This window comes from Sphingobacterium daejeonense (assembly GCF_901472535.1).
Classification (GTDB): Bacteria; Bacteroidota; Bacteroidia; order Sphingobacteriales; family Sphingobacteriaceae; genus Sphingobacterium; species Sphingobacterium daejeonense.
This window is the reverse complement of the sequence record NZ_LR590470.1, coordinates 1350697-1366819: the sequence shown is the minus strand read 5'-3', so window position 1 is coordinate 1366819 and position 16123 is coordinate 1350697. Positions and strand designations below refer to the sequence as shown.

Annotated in this window: 24 protein-coding genes; 11 read left to right on the top strand and 13 right to left on the bottom strand. The window is 35.1% G+C overall.

Annotated features, from left to right (window positions below; genetic code table 11):
- Positions 1-71: 71 nt before the first annotated feature.
- The 7 genes from FGL31_RS23190 to FGL31_RS22540 form a co-directional block, all read right to left on the bottom strand.
- Positions 72-362, bottom strand: coding sequence for a 3-oxoacyl-[acyl-carrier-protein] synthase III C-terminal domain-containing protein (locus FGL31_RS23190; protein WP_197734116.1), 291 nt, complete (start codon positions 360-362; stop codon positions 72-74).
- Entirely contained in the window at positions 322-1314 is a 993-nt protein-coding gene (locus FGL31_RS23185) for a hypothetical protein (RefSeq protein ID WP_197734115.1), read from the bottom strand. Before FGL31_RS23185 ends, FGL31_RS23190 begins: the two co-directional genes overlap by 41 nt.
- Positions 1315-2052: a sterol desaturase family protein gene (locus FGL31_RS06555; RefSeq protein ID WP_138090157.1), complete on the bottom strand. Its 738-nt coding sequence runs from the start codon at positions 2050-2052 to the stop codon at positions 1315-1317.
- 208 nt (positions 2053-2260) lie between these two features.
- Entirely contained in the window at positions 2261-2902 is a 642-nt protein-coding gene (gene msrA / locus FGL31_RS06550) for a peptide-methionine (S)-S-oxide reductase MsrA (protein ID WP_099370405.1), read from the bottom strand.
- Positions 2903-2986: 84 nt separating this feature from the next.
- Complete coding sequence (locus FGL31_RS06545; RefSeq protein ID WP_138090153.1) at positions 2987-4474, bottom strand: glycoside hydrolase family 76 protein; 1488 nt, start codon at positions 4472-4474, stop codon at positions 2987-2989.
- Positions 4475-4582: 108 nt separating this feature from the next.
- Positions 4583-5209 (bottom strand): outer membrane beta-barrel protein, encoded by a 627-nt coding sequence (locus FGL31_RS06540; protein ID WP_138090151.1) that lies wholly within the window; start codon positions 5207-5209, stop codon positions 4583-4585.
- A gap of 164 nt (positions 5210-5373) precedes the next feature.
- Positions 5374-5529 (bottom strand): hypothetical protein, encoded by a 156-nt coding sequence (locus tag FGL31_RS22540; RefSeq protein WP_171017566.1) that lies wholly within the window; start codon positions 5527-5529, stop codon positions 5374-5376.
- 344 nt (positions 5530-5873) lie between these two features.
- On the opposite strand from FGL31_RS22540, the gene FGL31_RS06535 reads away from it, so the two are divergent.
- Positions 5874-6335 carry a hypothetical protein gene (locus tag FGL31_RS06535; protein WP_138090149.1) on the top strand — a complete coding sequence of 154 codons (462 nt, stop codon included), beginning with the start codon at positions 5874-5876 and terminating at the stop codon, positions 6333-6335.
- Between the two features lie 121 nt (positions 6336-6456).
- Entirely contained in the window at positions 6457-6771 is a 315-nt protein-coding gene (locus FGL31_RS06530) for a hypothetical protein (protein ID WP_138090147.1), read from the top strand.
- A gap of 15 nt (positions 6772-6786) precedes the next feature.
- Here FGL31_RS06530 and FGL31_RS06525 read toward each other — a convergent pair whose 3' ends face one another.
- From FGL31_RS06525 to FGL31_RS06505, 6 genes are all read right to left on the bottom strand, one after another.
- On the bottom strand, positions 6787-7422 hold the full coding sequence (locus FGL31_RS06525; RefSeq protein ID WP_138090145.1) for a hypothetical protein: 636 nt from the start codon (positions 7420-7422) through the stop codon (positions 6787-6789).
- Between the two features lie 58 nt (positions 7423-7480).
- Positions 7481-7771, bottom strand: a complete 291-nt coding sequence (locus tag FGL31_RS06520) for a helix-turn-helix domain-containing protein (RefSeq protein WP_197734114.1) — start codon at positions 7769-7771, stop codon at positions 7481-7483.
- Positions 7753-8241, bottom strand: a complete 489-nt coding sequence (locus FGL31_RS06515) for a hypothetical protein (protein ID WP_138090141.1) — start codon at positions 8239-8241, stop codon at positions 7753-7755. The genes FGL31_RS06520 and FGL31_RS06515 overlap by 19 nt, the downstream gene beginning before the upstream one ends.
- Before the next feature lie 231 nt (positions 8242-8472).
- Positions 8473-9246, bottom strand: coding sequence for a class I fructose-bisphosphate aldolase (locus FGL31_RS06510; protein ID WP_232046323.1), 774 nt, complete (start codon positions 9244-9246; stop codon positions 8473-8475).
- Positions 9243-9536, bottom strand: a complete 294-nt coding sequence (locus FGL31_RS24720) for a beta/alpha barrel domain-containing protein (protein ID WP_232046322.1) — start codon at positions 9534-9536, stop codon at positions 9243-9245. Before FGL31_RS24720 ends, FGL31_RS06510 begins: the two co-directional genes overlap by 4 nt.
- 298 nt (positions 9537-9834) lie before the next feature.
- The gene (locus FGL31_RS06505) at positions 9835-10374 is read right to left on the bottom strand and encodes a hypothetical protein (protein WP_138090139.1); all 540 of its coding nucleotides are present in this window, start codon (positions 10372-10374) and stop codon (positions 9835-9837) included.
- A gap of 248 nt (positions 10375-10622) precedes the next feature.
- Between FGL31_RS06505 and ubiE the strand changes: the two genes are divergently transcribed.
- The 9 genes from ubiE to FGL31_RS06470 all read left to right on the top strand — a co-directional run bounded on the left by ubiE (position 10623) and on the right by FGL31_RS06470 (position 16071).
- Positions 10623-11360, top strand: coding sequence for a bifunctional demethylmenaquinone methyltransferase/2-methoxy-6-polyprenyl-1,4-benzoquinol methylase UbiE (ubiE, locus tag FGL31_RS06500; protein ID WP_138090137.1), 738 nt, complete (start codon positions 10623-10625; stop codon positions 11358-11360).
- Between the two features lie 277 nt (positions 11361-11637).
- Positions 11638-12015, top strand: coding sequence for a cation:proton antiporter domain-containing protein (locus tag FGL31_RS24715; RefSeq protein WP_232046321.1), 378 nt, complete (start codon positions 11638-11640; stop codon positions 12013-12015).
- Positions 11984-12496: a cation:proton antiporter domain-containing protein gene (locus FGL31_RS24710; protein WP_232046320.1), complete on the top strand. Its 513-nt coding sequence runs from the start codon at positions 11984-11986 to the stop codon at positions 12494-12496. Before FGL31_RS24715 ends, FGL31_RS24710 begins: the two co-directional genes overlap by 32 nt.
- Positions 12471-13235, top strand: a complete 765-nt coding sequence (locus FGL31_RS24705) for a cation:proton antiporter domain-containing protein (protein WP_232046319.1) — start codon at positions 12471-12473, stop codon at positions 13233-13235. Before FGL31_RS24710 ends, FGL31_RS24705 begins: the two co-directional genes overlap by 26 nt.
- A 73-nt stretch (positions 13236-13308) precedes the next feature.
- A complete protein-coding gene (locus FGL31_RS06490; protein ID WP_138090135.1) occupies positions 13309-13761 on the top strand; it encodes a hypothetical protein in 453 nt (150 codons plus the stop codon).
- 322 nt (positions 13762-14083) lie between these two features.
- Entirely contained in the window at positions 14084-14347 is a 264-nt protein-coding gene (locus tag FGL31_RS06485) for a hypothetical protein (RefSeq protein WP_138090133.1), read from the top strand.
- Entirely contained in the window at positions 14334-14657 is a 324-nt protein-coding gene (locus FGL31_RS06480; protein WP_138090131.1) for a hypothetical protein, read from the top strand. The genes FGL31_RS06485 and FGL31_RS06480 overlap by 14 nt, the downstream gene beginning before the upstream one ends.
- 28 nt (positions 14658-14685) lie before the next feature.
- On the top strand, positions 14686-15216 hold the full coding sequence (locus FGL31_RS06475) for a hypothetical protein (RefSeq protein ID WP_138090129.1): 531 nt from the start codon (positions 14686-14688) through the stop codon (positions 15214-15216).
- A 189-nt stretch (positions 15217-15405) separates the two neighbouring features.
- Entirely contained in the window at positions 15406-16071 is a 666-nt protein-coding gene (locus tag FGL31_RS06470; RefSeq protein ID WP_138090127.1) for a hypothetical protein, read from the top strand.
- Positions 16072-16123: the final 52 nt, after the last annotated feature.

The following is a 16123-nucleotide window of genomic DNA, read 5'->3' as shown; positions in this document are numbered from 1 at the left end:
TATAAATCCGATCAATGATCGGCGTATTTCGCAGAGACAGCTCAAAATCAACCCATATCTGTGTTAGATCCCTAAACTAATTTCTCCTGAATAGGTTTATTGTCAATATGGATTTCTGGAGCTAAGATTTCATCATCTTTAGAAATCAATGGTTGTTTTTCTTCTTTCGCATCTCCTACTATCTTCAATTTCATAAAGGTGGTTATAAACCTGCCACTCTCTGGAACCATACAGATAATTTCTTGATTTGGCTTCAGTCGACCACTATATAATAGTTCCTCCAACATAATATAGATGGATGCAGAACCTGTATTACCCTTCTCATGAAGGTTTGTAAACCACTTCTCTTCTGCTATCTCCAACCCTCCTTTTTTTCAAAAGCTCAACGATTGGCTGCTTAAAATATTCTGATGAATAATGGCAAACAAGCCAATCCATTTTTTTGGGATCAATCTCTCCTTTATCTATAAGTTCAAAAAGATGTTGAACCCCAAGGTTTATCGTATTATTAACTAACTTAATATCTTGTTTCAAATTAATTGCAGATTCCGCATCAGCATCTGAAAAGTTTGCATAATCCAACCAATATTTATCGATTGTACCATCTCTCTTTTTATTTGCACCGGCATACATACAAACTCCAAAACTATTGGCATAAGATTTCACATCGATCCATTCAATTTCCAAACTCAATCCAGAAGAATTAGGTTTATTGGACAGGTACATCGCTCCAGCACCATCGGAAAGCATCCATCGCAGAAAGTCAGTATCCAATGGAAGTCCTTTCTCTTGGATTTTATCCTGTTTATCAAACCTTGACGACTTAAACATTCTGCTTGGCATATCAGATGCACAAGAAATAGCCTTTTCATTTTCGCCGGTTAGGACATGTAAATATGCACTTTTTAATGCCATAATTCCTGAAGCACATACACTCTGGTGAGAAACAATATTGCAGACAGGCAATTTTGACTCCGCATGTACCATACTCGCAAATCCTGGAACTGGCAGATCGCCTTGCGTAGTTCCTGCTGTAAGCAATTCAATCTCAGACACGTTCACCTTCCCTTTTGTAAGACAGTCTTGGATGGCCTTGTTAGCCATCCCAGAAACTGAATCGGTCGATTGCTGATCCTTATCCAAGGCATAATACCTAGTAATAATACCATTCTGCTTCAACATCCGCTCCCTAGTTCGTGATGGTTTCCCTCCAATCAAACCCAGATATTCCTCCATCTCATCGTTATGAACTGGAGAATTAGGCAAATGCTTCCCGATAGAATTTATATAAACTTTATGATATTCCTTTTTCATTTATTTCTTGTTTTCTGAAACTTCGGTTTTAAATAATTTGTCAAAAATGGTCAGCATGAACCCAAAATTTCCTGAACTCCATTTGTGGTGCATACTATGTCTAAACGTATATTTTCGGAAATTGCTACTCGGTAAGTCTCTCGGAACTTCATGATTACAATGTCCTAATAGATTAATGATCAAACTCATGACAGGCAAACTCAATAAAGAATAGACCTGGAACTCATGAAAGAATAAAGGAAAAAATATAACTGTACCCAATAAGAATGCTTCAAACCAATGAAAACTAAAAATTGAATATGATGTTGGTTCTTTGGACCAATGATGAACTTTATGAACATGCTTGAAAAGAAATCTCCGGTGTAGAAGCCAATGCATGCAGTAAAAGTGAAATTCATTCCAAACAAACAACAATGGTATTTCCCATAGACAATGCAAAGGTTGGTCAAATCGGATCTTAAATACCTCTATAGAAAATAAGTACTGGAACAAAATCGCTTGAAGAGAAAATACTAATATCGAAACTAATGAATTCTGGATTTCCTTACTAGTTTGATGAGGCTTTTTAGCAAATACAATCTGACGTATACTTGCATCTTTAGACTTCACACGAATAATCAACTCAGTAATGTAAGTGCCAACAAAATATAAAAAGCTGAAAAAAATAAAGAAGAAAGCACTAGTATAGTACCATTCCGAAAGGACAAAATTGAATGTAGTTTCCAGCAAATCGCCCATTAATATTAGTCTATTTTTTAGATTTACAATCAGTCCAATTTTATAAATTTAATGGATGATGGTTTAGTATAAAAATACTATTTATAAGGAAAGATTAAAATTTTGAAGAAAGGTTTTATCAATAAATAATAATTGATATTAAATCAGAAAACAAAAGCAATAAAAAAAGGGAAGCCTAAGCATCCCTTTTCCTGTTTTTTAGTGTTTTTTATTTCTCTGGATTAGCTTTTTTAGCTAATTCAAATTCATGAGCACCAATATGGCAATATCCACCTGGATTCTTATCTAAGTAGTCTTGATGGTAAGTCTCAGCGTCATAGAAGTTTTTCAATGGTTCATTTTCTACAACAACTGGCGCTTGAACTCTTAATGAAAGCTCATGCAATTTATCTTTAACCAATTCAGCAACACTATTGTCGGTATAATAAATCCCTGTGCGGTATTGCGTTCCTCTATCGTTCCCTTGCTGATTCAATAAGGTTGGGTCAATTGTTTCAAAATAAAGGTCTATTAATAGGCCTAAATCAATAACTTCGGGATCATAGATTACTTTTACGGTTTCTGTAGCACCTGTTTGACCTGTACAAACCTCCTCATACGTAGGGTTTGCTTTTGTAGCGTTGGCATAACCGACCTCGGTGCCAACCACACCACGGACAAGTTTAAAAAAATGCTCCGTACCCCAAAAACAACCGCCCGCAAAATATATCTCCTTTTCGTTTCCTGTTAAACTCATGGTCTTTTGATTTTCTGTTTGTTTTAATTCTTGTTTATCCTGATAGGAAAATCCCATCGTCATTATTATAACAACGATCATGAATATACTTCCTATAATCGCTAAATTTCTCATGTTCGATTGAATATATTAAAACAAAGGTAAGCAATAGTAGAAATATGTAGAATATATGAAGTCAGAAATGAGATATCATTGACATCAATTCCCTTTGTGAGTGCCTTCTACAATATAGTGTTCCGCCAAGACCGCATATTGAGCCGCATAGGTAAACATAAACATGCCCTCAACTCCTTGACCATCTTTTTCCTTACTCCACCCTTTTAATAGGTCGGTCGGCAAAAAACCTTCATGATTAAACTTTTCATAGCCATAATCCAGGTTTTTTTGAAAAGCGGACAGGTATTTCTCTGAATCTTCATTTACCAAAGCAAGATCACGGTAACCTCGCATCAAGATGCCATTAAACCAATTCTTAAATCCATCAGTCCCAAAACTGTAATATTGAGCAACATCTTTTCCCAAAAATGCAAACTGCTTAAAACTCGCTTCACCTAAATCAGTTGCTTCTCTTAGATATTTTGCATCTTTGGTAGCCTCATAAAGATCTACCGCACCGGATATCATTGTTCCACTATTATAAGTGAATGCTTCCCCAACAGCATCTGTCAATTTTGTATTAGCACGATATTTTTTACCATCCACTACCTCGTAGACTATTCCGCAGTCTGGTACACAGCCACCCATCATATCCGTATACACACCTTGATTGTTGAGAAGATTTTGTTTTTGCCAAGCAAAAATTGCTTTTGCAAAATCAAGGTAGTAAGTTTCCTTTTTTTGATGCTCTGTAAGCCTTGTTTTTTTGTCTTTTGAATCTATATAACGACGTTCTATTTTGTCATTTTTGTCTTTATAAATTTTATGCAACCAAACCAGTGAGCTAATCAGAGGAGAATTACTACAAGCATGTTTTGTGGTATATCCCGGCCCCCATGGAATTCCACCATTTTCTGCACCATTTTCATCAATCGTAACATCCCATCCATCCAGAACATAAGCAGTTAAATATTCTGCCTTCTCCAAATACGCTTTATTTCCCGTAATTTTATACGAATCCAACAACTCACGCAATAGCCACATCTGATCATCATATACATTCAAAATGCCCGTAACATTGGCCTTACCTTTTTCATTGACACGATCTACAGCATATACTGACCATTCTTTGGTCTGTGTAAAAGAAGTCAACTCAAAAGTACCCAAATAGTAATCTGCATTGTCGTACATTTTGGCTAGAAGCTTATTATATTTATCAAAGTTGGCATCATATAATTTGGAATCACCCTGATCTTTTGCAGCCTTTAAACTTGCCAAAACCGCATTTATTGCTTCAATTCCCGCAGAATACATCCATACGCTGGCTCTCTCATCAGATTTAACCTTTGTAAAGGGATTATAGAACCTCTTCATTTCAAAAGTTACGGGGTCGAAATAAGCCGCAATGGTCTTATCGATTAAAGCCATGGAACGAATTAAATTCTCCTCCTTAAAATTTGATTGAGTTGTAGCTGTTGAAATACTTATAAAAGGATCAGCAGCTAGTTGATTTATTAGAGAGTCGCTAAAAGTTGCAAAACATATAGCCCCAGCAATTGCTAGTGGTTTAAAATAGTTTTGGATGATCATAACTGTTTGTTAAGGTTGATTTATGTAGGAAAATAATATTTTTGAATCTTATTTCCATTATAAGATCCAATTACCATAACAAAATTACAATCAGCAACTTGATTTAAACTAATCCAAAGTTATTCTACCGCCAATCTTGAACCCTAATTGAGTAATCCGATCATAGTATTTTCCAGATTCAAAGGGAATCAAAGAATATGATTTTAAATAGGGTTCTAAATGTACCGAGAAGATTGGTGAGATATTATAATTGGCTCCAATTCCTAAGTTAGCACCGATGCCATTTTGCTTATCTCTATAATCAACTTTCTTCGATAGATCAAAATGAAGTGTTGGACCTAAATTCACATAAAAATAATTTCCAAAATGAACCGAACCTAAGATTGGAATTTCAAGAATGGATAAGTTTTTTGTTTCAGTAAAGGTTTCGTGCTCTGGGTTAAATGCACCTTTAAAAGTAACTGATTGTGTTGAATAACCCAAACCTGACTCTATAGAGAAAATTCCCTTAATCGGAACATTGACGGAAAGATCTGCTCCAAAGAATTTGTCACTCTCAAAACTTCCCGAACCTACCAACTCTTCAAAAGGACCAATATTATTTTCGGCAAATGGACTGATAGAAAGCCCTACCCTAATTTTATTAAAATTACGCTCTTGGGCATTACCATTCAAGGTCCAAATAAATAGTGCACTGAACAACAAAGAAGCAGAAAATTTGAAGTTTAAATTCATATGTTAAATAATTGCTGGTTAAACATTTTAAAATTGAACGAAACCATTTTGGAATATGCTACATTAAAAAATCTTTAATATTTAGAGCTTAACCCTAATATAAAATAAAACCCGCCAATGTCAGTTGACGGGTTAAATTTAGAATATTTATTTTGCAATATTTACTAAGGTTTTGGCGGTCTAACATTTCCGCGGTCACCGATATTCGAACCATCACCATCATCAGAAGATTGCGTCTGAACAGTAATTGGATTAATTGGGTTTACCGGTAATGTTGGTTCATTAGGGTTTGTCAATAATGATAAAATTAAGTACCACATTTCTCAAAAAATTAGAATGTAAAAGACTGCTAGGTCCGCACACACCATGTGTGGGATTGCTAGTAATTTGTTTTCCAGAAGGCCTTCTGAATTTTTTGGAATTGAGGGGCATGAATTCCTCAATATTTGAAATCTCTTTTGTATCTTTCCTTGAAAGCACAATCAGTAATAACCGCTGATTTCAACACAAAGAAAAGCAACAAAACAACCTTAAAATCAACCATTTCCGCTATTTCCGTTAATTCCAATCGAATTCCGGAAATTCCGGAAATATGACGCGCAACGCCGATTTTAAGAAGAACATGAAAGATTATCGGAATTACGGGTTTCCGTAAATTCCATATATGGAGGAAGTTAATTTTACAGGAATGTCTGCATTTAATAAATTTAAAGAAGAGGTTCTAGCTACCTATTGGGGAAAACATCAAGAAAATAAATTGCACGGCAAATTGGCAAACCCTACACCTGCTAATCTGAGAGACTATGCACTTTATCTGATCAATGATGACATGGATGCTGAGGACAAGAAAAGTTTGCGAGATTTTTTTGGATCAAAGGAGGATTTCTCTGACCTTGAAAGAGCAATCTCAGGATTTGATATAGACAAGCTTAAACCTGTCCAATATTTTATTAATAAAAAGACGAGTCAACCCGACGAATCAATTGTCAAGTTACTTGCAGTATTTATTGACTTTCAACCAAGGCCATTTAGACTGTCAGATTGGTCCGAAAACAATAACGATTCTCAAGTTACAACCCCAAAAACAATCTGTTCAAACTCTGGAAGACAGTACCCCGGTTATTGATCCAAAAACCCCTGTATCAAAGAAAATCAAGTTCAATAAAAGTGCAGCGCTAACATTAGGATCCGGCGCTATCTTGGTTGCCGCACTCGGATTTTTCAATCTAAAGGAAAAAAAAGAATGTATGGTATGGTTCAAGGATAGATATATTGTAGTGAATTGCATGGACAATTCGTTAAGAAATAAACAAATCATTCCTTTAGATCAAGAAAAACTGGAAAACTTCAGAAAAATCCAAAGATTGGACACCTTGGACTTAGATGATGTCAATAAAATATGGTATTCTAAAGTAAATAATGAAGTAGAATTTTTTACTGGTCCTGGATTACACCCTGAACATTATGAAAGGGGGCTTAAATTGGCAACCAAGTATATCATTGAGAAGTATGCGATGGGAGTTATTCAAGAAGAAGAAACTGAAAACAAAAGCCCAGAATAGTCTGGGCTTTTGCAATTATTTCTTATCCAATGATGCAAAAAGCATTTTTTCAGTCTTATCTTTCAATACATCAAATTCCTGCAGTTCTTCTTTATCAAAGTTATTTGCTGATAAAGTAAGAGCAGGTTCTATAATTAGCTTTAATGAAGAGTTTGCTGGACTTTCTTCGATCATTCCTTCTTCTGTTAAGAGATCAATCTTATTTTTAATATCTTGATCACTTTCCCCAGACAAGTTCATGGTCAATGAATTCTCATTATTCCAACGTAATTTAATTTTACTTTGATTTTCGTTTCGAATAGGATTAGTTTGATCATCAAATCCATGCATTCCAATTATGGCATAAATTAGTTCATCATCCGAAACATTGCCTAAATTCATTTTTTGAGATTTGAATTTTATGGTTTTGTTTTCAGAATTAATATCAATGGTCGCCGCTGCCATTTGAAAATTTGGATTAAAATTTTTATCCGTTCGATGTTTTTCAACAAATTGGAAAGTTAAATCTTGAATTAACTGTTGCTTTTCTGCATTATTAGCGTACTGATAAATGTCCTCAGACAATACGTTAACTTTTGAACTTAAAGGTTCTGGTCTTTTACAAGAAGTAAGAATTACAACTCCAAGTAATAATAAGATTAATGTTTTCATAATTCATAGAATTGGATGATTATACCTAAACTGAATAGTTTGGGACTTTTATAATTTTTTAATGGTCATTTTCACTTTTTACAGGTTTACTTAATAATATTTTAGGATCAATTAGTTTTTTAGAGTATAATGGCTCTGTTTCAGTTGGATATTTGCCTTTAATATTTTCGATATAACTTTGTTTTTCTTCAAATGTGAAAGACGGAATCTTTCCAATTTTTAAAGAGATTGAACAAAGTTTTTCAATACTGAAATTTATCTCGCCATCATTTAAAATTTGAGATAGTCTTCCTTTTGAAATGCCTAAATATTTAGAGAATTCTGTTTTATTTAAGTTGTTTGCTTCCATATATCTAACCATTGCATCATACATTTGGTTATTAATTTCTTCAACCCAATAGGAAGGATCTTCGATGATTTTAATATATTTTTTTTTCTACCATTGTATTCTTTGATTAGGTTTAAAACAGATTTGATATCATGTTTTTGAGAATTTTTCTTTCCACCAGTTACTATAATTCGGCCAACTTCATCTTCAAAACAATAAATCCGGACCTTATTTTTTTTAGCTTCATATACTTTACATGAAACTTCAGATTGTTTTAAAACTTTGAATTTAGTTTGAGGTAACATTAATAAATCAGCAGCTTTTTCCAAGATGTTAATAGCTCCGAATAAATCTTTAGTAAGATTACCTTCTTCATTTATTTCCTCAAAAAATTCTTCAAAGAGGCATTTTCCATTTACGTACAAATCATAAACCTTGATCTTTGTGTCTGGTTTAACAAATTGAGACAAATATACAGAATATCTCTTCATTAGTTTAGTTATAACTAAATTTGTTTAGCTTTTTTACAAAATAATTATACAACATTTATGAAGTGATTTTTGATTAATATGATGTTATTTTTTAATACTATTTATTATCGAAGTGCAATTTATTGTTTCTAAACAAAACATAAAACATTGTTTAGAAATAAAATTTAAATTATATATTCAATAATAATAATTTAAAAGAAATAATCAAAATAAAATTAAATATCCAAAACTTTAGCTTATAGTCACTTCTGGCATTAAGTAGACATCTTGAATTGCTTGCAATAATTCTACTCCATCATGCATTGATTTCTGAAATGCTTTTCTTCCACTGATCAATCCCGTACCTCCTGCCCTTTTATTTATGACTGCAGTACGCACAGCATCTTCCATATCGTTAAATCCTGAGGCTCCGCCAGAATTAATTAATCCTGCCCTGCCGGAATAACAGTTCAACACCTGATAGCGACAAAGATCAATCGGATGGTCAGAACTCAATTCACTGTACATTCTATCATCTAACTTACCATAACTGCTATTCCCTAAATTCAATGCCTTATAACCACCATTTAATTCTGGAAGTTTCTGTTTGATAATATCAGCTTCAATAGTAACTCCCAAGTGGTTTGCCTGCCCTGTTAAATCTGCTGACAAATGGTAGTCTGTTTTCTCAACCTTAAAAGCATCATTTCTAAGATAGCACCATAGAATTGTAGCCATCCCCAATGAATGTGCTTCTTCGAACGCTCTGCTGATTTCTACGATTTGCCTTCCAGACTCAGGTGACCCAAAATAGATCGTAGCACCAATGGCTGCAGCTCCCATATTCCATGCTTCCCGAACTTTACCATATAAAATCTGATCTGCTTTATTAGGATATGTTAACAGCTCATTATGGTTCACCTTGACCACAAAGGGAATCTTATGGGCATACTTCCTTGAGACCGCCCCAAGCACCCCAAACGTAGAAGCAACAGCATTACAGCCGCCTTCAATAGCTAATTTCACAATATTCTCAGGATCAAAATACAATGGATTGCAGCAAAAGATGCACCAGCACTATGCTCAATCCCCTGGTCTACAGGCAAAATGGAAAGATAACCAGTTCCTCCTAGCCTTCCATGACCAAATAGATTCCCTAAGCTGCGCAAGACCTGAGGGTTACGGTCAGAAATACCATACACATCATCTATAAACGATGGAGAAGGCAGATGTAAAAGGTCCTTTGAAACGGATTGGCTTTGGTAATGCAGCAGGTCATCACCTCCTAATAGTTCAACAAGTTGATCAATATTCATTACTATGTTTTTGAAAGTTTGCAACACTTATCATTTATTTCAACATAAGGATTTCGGAATTGTTTTGGCTAGCGCAAGTCTCCGACTTGTGTTCGACTCTCCGTCCTCTCTCAAACGGAGCTAATTCGGACCTTGTTCGGACCTCGTTCGGGTGTGATCCGAACAAGGTCCGAACAAAGTCCGGCTGAGGTGCGAACGAAAGAATACCGAGAGTCAAACCAAACCCCAATTAGCCATGGACATAAAAAGAAAAATGCCCTACCGGGCATTTGTATGAAATAATATTGTATTTAAGAATTTAGTAGTCGGCTTTGCTCATAAATTTGTCGGTATTTAAATAGATCACATAGGGCAGATTGTCTTTGGTAAAAGCAGTAGCGTTTTTTACCATAATTTCATTGAGATCTTTGGCAGAGATCGGAACCATTCTGGTCCAGAAAAATACAACTACATCTTTATTCAATATCTTATTTTGATCTACAGGGATTTGAATGGCATTGATTAACTGATCTAAACCGATGCTGTATTTTTCTAAATCAACAGCACTCTTGGGAATATACTGATCAAAACGACCTTCGGTATTCCAATCTAAGTGCTTTAAATTAATCCCTGGAGCAAAACAATTCGCGTGGTAAGACGTCAAATCTTTATCCTTGAAATACAATAACTGTATGGGTTGAAAGGTATTTTTCTGAAAAGTAGTATCAAATAATGCTGAGTAATTTAACATAGCCGTATCACTTATTGCATAGGAATTCTTAGGTCCTGGATAATCAGAGGATAACTCTGCTGCCATCTCTTCATATTTTAAGGAATCAAATGATTTGATATTATTCATGCCTGCCATTTTCATCATTATTGGCTGGCAGGAACTAAAAAGAAATAGGATAAAAATTAGTGATATTGGTGCTTTCATAATCCGATGGTTTTACGTTAAATAAAGGTAACGCTTTATTGAAAGCACTTAACTCTGAGGAAAGATAAAAAATGTTAAAGTTGAAATTGCAGGTAGATGTTTAGGTTATCGCATTTTTTATATTATCCTTGATTTAACGTACCTTTGGCTGATATTTTAAAACAGCAAGGATGAGCGAGAACAAGATTATTCTACCGGATCAGGCATCACAAGAACAAAAGCATGTACAAGTAAGGAAAATGTTTAATTCCATCTCAGGGAATTATGACAAACTCAACAAGGTGATCACTTTTGGGATGGAAAAGGGATGGAAGAAAAATGTATATAATCTTGTCGCTTCTAAGAACCCCGATAAGATATTGGATATTGCCACTGGTACTGGAGATATGTTGCTATTATTTGCAAACACAAAAGCATCAGAAATATTAGGTACTGATATATCTGAAGGAATGCTCGCAATCGCTGAAGAAAAAGTAAAAGAATTAGGTCTTCAAGATCGCATTAAGCTGGATCAGCAAGATGCAGAAAACCTGCAGCTTCCTGACAATCATTTTGACGCTATCAGTATTACCTACGGAATTCGAAATTTCGAAAACTTGGATAAATGCCTGAAAGAAATCTATAGAGTAACAGCGCCGGGCGGACAGTTTATTGTATTGGAAACTTCTGTTCCGGAGAGTTTTGTTCTTAAGACCGGACATTTGTTTTACACAAAATGGATTATGCCATCCCTGAGCCGTATGTTCAGCAAAGACAAAACCGCATATAAATACCTGTCAGAATCAGCACTAAACTTCCCTTATGGCGAAGCACTCAAAAAAAGATTTGAAATGGCAGGATTTAAAGACGTAAAAATATTACCTCAGTTTTTTGGTGCTTCAACGATCTATGTGGCTGTCAAAGAATAGATGTGAGATATGAGATGTGGGATATGAGATATTTGAAAGGCCGGGAATTTTTCCTGGCCTTTTTGATAGGAAATGCTGATTTGATTTTTTTCGATTTAGAGACACCGACCATGCCGCTTTAAGGTACCAAGGCAAGGCAAAAAATAGTCAAGATTTTTCAGTATAATTACATCCGGAAATAAATTAAAATTTTAGAGGCTGAACACAAAAAGCCTTCAGGTTTGTTTCTGCAAAAATCACACATTCAAACTTACATCTTAGACTAAACGTTTTTATCATGCATACCTTACTGCCATTTATTTTGGTGCTGATATTGTTGATTGTATTCCTTACTATTTGGGCAAATCAACTGAAGATCGCCTACCCTATTTTATTGGTTTTGGCGGGATTGGCAATCAGCTTCGTTCCTGGGCTACCCATTCTGAAGATTGACCCAGACCTTATATTTTTCATTTTCTTGCCACCCTTGCTTTATGAGGCATCATGGTCCGTTTCATTTAAGGAAATGAAGAAATGGTGGCGCATCATATTCAGCTTTGCCTTCTTGGTCGTATTTTTCACAGCCTTTTTGGTAGCCATAGTTTCCAATCAGATGATTCCAGGATTTAGTATTGCCCTAGGCTTTGTTTTGGGAGGCATTGTTTCGCCGCCCTGATGCTGTGAGTACAGGTGCCATCACTAAATTCGTAAAAATCCCGAAAGCTACCTCCTCGATCTTGGAAGGAGAAAGTCTGTTGAATGATGCATCATCATTGATAATTTTCAGGTTTGCCTTGGTTGCTGTTGGCACAGGTCAATTTATCTGGCAAGAAGCTGGGATGGACTTCCTATGGATGTTATTTGGTGGTGTAGGATTAGGATTATTGATTGGGCAAATATTTATTTGGATCCATAAGCATTTACCTACAGATGCTGCATCGGATATCGCATTGACCCTTATTACTCCTTATTTTATGTATTGGGTAGCAGAACAGGTTCCACTGCTCGGGTGTTCTCGCTGTAGTGGCAGGTGGCTTATATCTTTCCAACAACCGCTTGAGTTTCCTGGCAGCAAGCAGCAGAATCAAAGGTGCATCAGTCTGGGAGAGTTTTGTCTTTCTATTGAATGGAATGGTCTTCCTCCTGATAGGGCTTGACCTCCAAGAAATTGTTGCTGGTATTCGAGCACATGGCACTCCATTATCTACGGCCATTGGTTATGGTGTTGTAGTTACCATAGTTCTTATTGCAGCGAGGATGATTTCAGCCTATGCAGCGATGTTGGCAACCATTATATTCAGGCCAAAGGTTGCGCATCAACATCAGTTCCGTACTAGAAGGTGGTATACGCCTCTTTTAATGGGCTGGACCGGAATGCGAGGAGTGGTATCCTTGGCCGCTGCATTAGCTATTCCATTAACCTTACCCAACGGAGAAGCTTTCCCTCATCGAAACTTAATCCTTTTTATCACATTTATCGCTATTCTACTGACCTTGGTCGTACAGGGTCTTACTTTACCAACCTTAATAGCAAGGACAAAATTGTTCCAAGGTTTTGATGATGATGAAGAAATACATCACAATACGAAATTAAAGATGAAGTTGGGCTTGAAATCCCATGTTTATAATTACGTCAAAGAAAAGTATGACAATGAGTATCAGGGAGATGCTTCTATGGAACGAATATTAAAATATTGGGAAGATCAATCAAAAATTCAAGACAACAACTGGATGAATGGCGTAAGTAAACAAATGCTTTTGGAAATATTTGCAGTTCAGCGTGTTTACCTGACAGCCCTCAACAAGGAAGCCGAATTTGATGAAGAATTAATCCGTCATCAAATCTATCAAATAGACTTGGAAGAGGAAAGAATATTATTGGTATTTTGTAAATAACAATAATCCTCTCAAAAAAAATAACAACAAAAATCTTGTTGAATCGTTTATTAGAAAACAATAAACATCGATTATGCCAACATTAGAACAAAGAATAGAAGAGTTGAACAGGCAGTTTGGTTTCAGAGAAAATCCTGAGGATTTTAATTTTGAATTGAATCCTGAAAGAATTGCCTATAAGAATGAAGCATTGAGAACCAAAAACAGAGATTTATATGCTTCTTATTTAGCAGATAATTATCCTCGACAATTAGAAAAGGAGATGGCAGATTTTGATGCAAAAGCAAATAGATTAATTCAAGTGACCAAAGATGAAGCAGAACAACTTTTCGCTGATCAAAAAATCAATTTATTGAAGAGTGACATCAGTTTCAAAGATCCGGATGCGATATTTCAGATGAAAAAAGTAAATGAAGAAGACTTAAACTGGCATTTGGAAGGACATGAAACCGATTTATTAAATGGAAACTCAAGGCCATATGAAGCTCTGGATGGGAAAAGCAAATATTTGGTTACTGAAGATTAGATTCTTCAGTATGTAAGCAAAAATTATTTTAAAACATATCTTAATAGGCGGTTTAACCCGCCTTTTTTGTTTCATAATTACCACCCTGTTACAAAATTTAAAGTCTTAAAAATTTTTTTTCAATTAACCATTTTCAATCAAAATCTCATTTATTTGGTTAATTCTCCACATACTTCACAAAATTTTTAAATTAATATTTTTTCTAATTAATATATGTTAAAACAACATTTACAATGTTTTGGGGAAAATTGTTTTTATTTTTGTAAAAATCAGCTATTTATTTAAGCAAACACAAATCTATTTTCTTTAAAAACAATTTAATATGAATAAAAAGAAAAAAATTAAAAAAACTTATGTTGCTCCGACCTTAAAAATTTTTACCGTTGAATTAGAAAATATGATTTCAATAAGTTCATATACCGTGAGGTCTGGGGGACCAGGTAATGAACCTAGAATAGAAGAATGGGATACAAAAACAGATAATAATTCAAAAATTTCGATCTCTAAGATTAGATTTCTAACACAAATCAATTACAAATCCACTATTATCACATACCAAAATTCAATTAACCATGTTATTCGGTAAAACTCCTCCCGTCTTATATTTCATATTATTTATTTTAATTTCTATTTCTTGCCAGAAGCCGAAATCTGACGAAGAGCCTAATACAGCAGCTGATAATCACCTACATTTTAAAATATCAGGGATCCAAGAAATGGAGAATGTTGAATACAAATCTTCTTCAAGGAATAGTTCGGTAAGGCAAACTAAGGTGATCGCAGAAAGCGAAATCGTTAGTTTAGGTGAAGATCTAGATGCCATAATGGACTATAACCGAATTACCTCCTTCCCAAGCTTCAACCTCCCAAGACAAAAGATCTATTGTCAACAATGACCATAAATTAATGTCTGGGTCAAAAAAAATGGCCAGAGTGATAAGTTCTTTGACTAATGGAACTCATTATAAGATCGTTTTATTCAAGGTAGATGCTAAAAACAATCCGACAGAGTTTGTGCAGCAAGTAGAAGGAATTGTTGGTTCAGCAGCGGTGTCAATACCTGTTTATCGAAATACAAAATATAGATGGTATGCCTATTCGTACAACAATAAAAGTCAAATGGAACCATTTAATAGTTCCCAAACAACACTTTCAGTTGCTCCTTCTGCTGACGACCCATATAAAAGACAGGATTTTGGGTACGCAACAGGATTAATAACCACGGGTAATGAAATTGGGGGCAGTAGCAATATCAACAATATTGTTTTAACAAGAAAATCTTCAAGGATCATCTTGGAAATTAATTCTAGGGGAATGTTTGGATCGATAAACTATGCTAGTCCAAGGTTTCAAGATAACTCTGGTTTGGTCAAAGCTGATTTTAGATTGCGTGATAGCAGTTTTATAAACCCGGTGAACATAATAAATCCCTATAATGTTTTACTCTCACCATAATTCAGGGTTTTCAGTTCCGGTCGGCAACCGATAGTGTACCTGAAAAAGATTGGAAACGCCGGCATACATTCTATACTTCGGCCACCGGGGCAGAAACTATATTGCAGGTAAGCTTGGATACTCTTTGGATCATGAGTGAACGACTGCAGGAAACCGGAGGTCCAAAAGACTTCAGAAACAGGGACTTTCTTGAACAGAACGTTTACCTTTCCTAAATTCAAACCAATGCCAGGTAAGAGTTATTTTATTTCCATCAAATTAGTAGAATCTGCCATCACCATTGGTTCTACAAGTTGGGCAAGAGGAAACATTTATAGAAATGCTAACTCTGGAGTCGATAATGAAGGTTTTTGGGAGTATCGATTTCGGTACGACAACCCTTTATATGAAAGTACCAATGCCGTACCACATTTAACTGATATGTTTACCAATGATATTTATAATATTGGCGGTAAGAATATTTGTGAGCGAATATATCCGGAGGGAGTTTGGGATTTGCCAACAAGGGCGGATTTCGAAAGCCTTGATGCATATTCCGGAAAACGAATTATAACAGAAAATAATGGTTGGTATCTCTTAATTAGTCCTCCCAATACCTGCTTTGGAAGTCCAAGTTATCCTAATGGCAATCTTATATTTGTACCAGTAGGATATAAACATTCAGCCCAATCGGCATTTTCGGAATATTTTCCCAATAATATCCTTTATAGGCTTACAAAAGGTTACTGGCGAACTAAAGAGCCTTCCTATTTTTTACAGATTAATTATTCAACTTTTCAATCATCGATTATGGCTATAGGAAATTATACTTCTACGAGAAATGCCTGTATAAGATGTGTACGTAAGAAAAGTTAGGAATGTAAGTAATCCATATCATTCAAATGAATTTATGATATAAATTCATTTG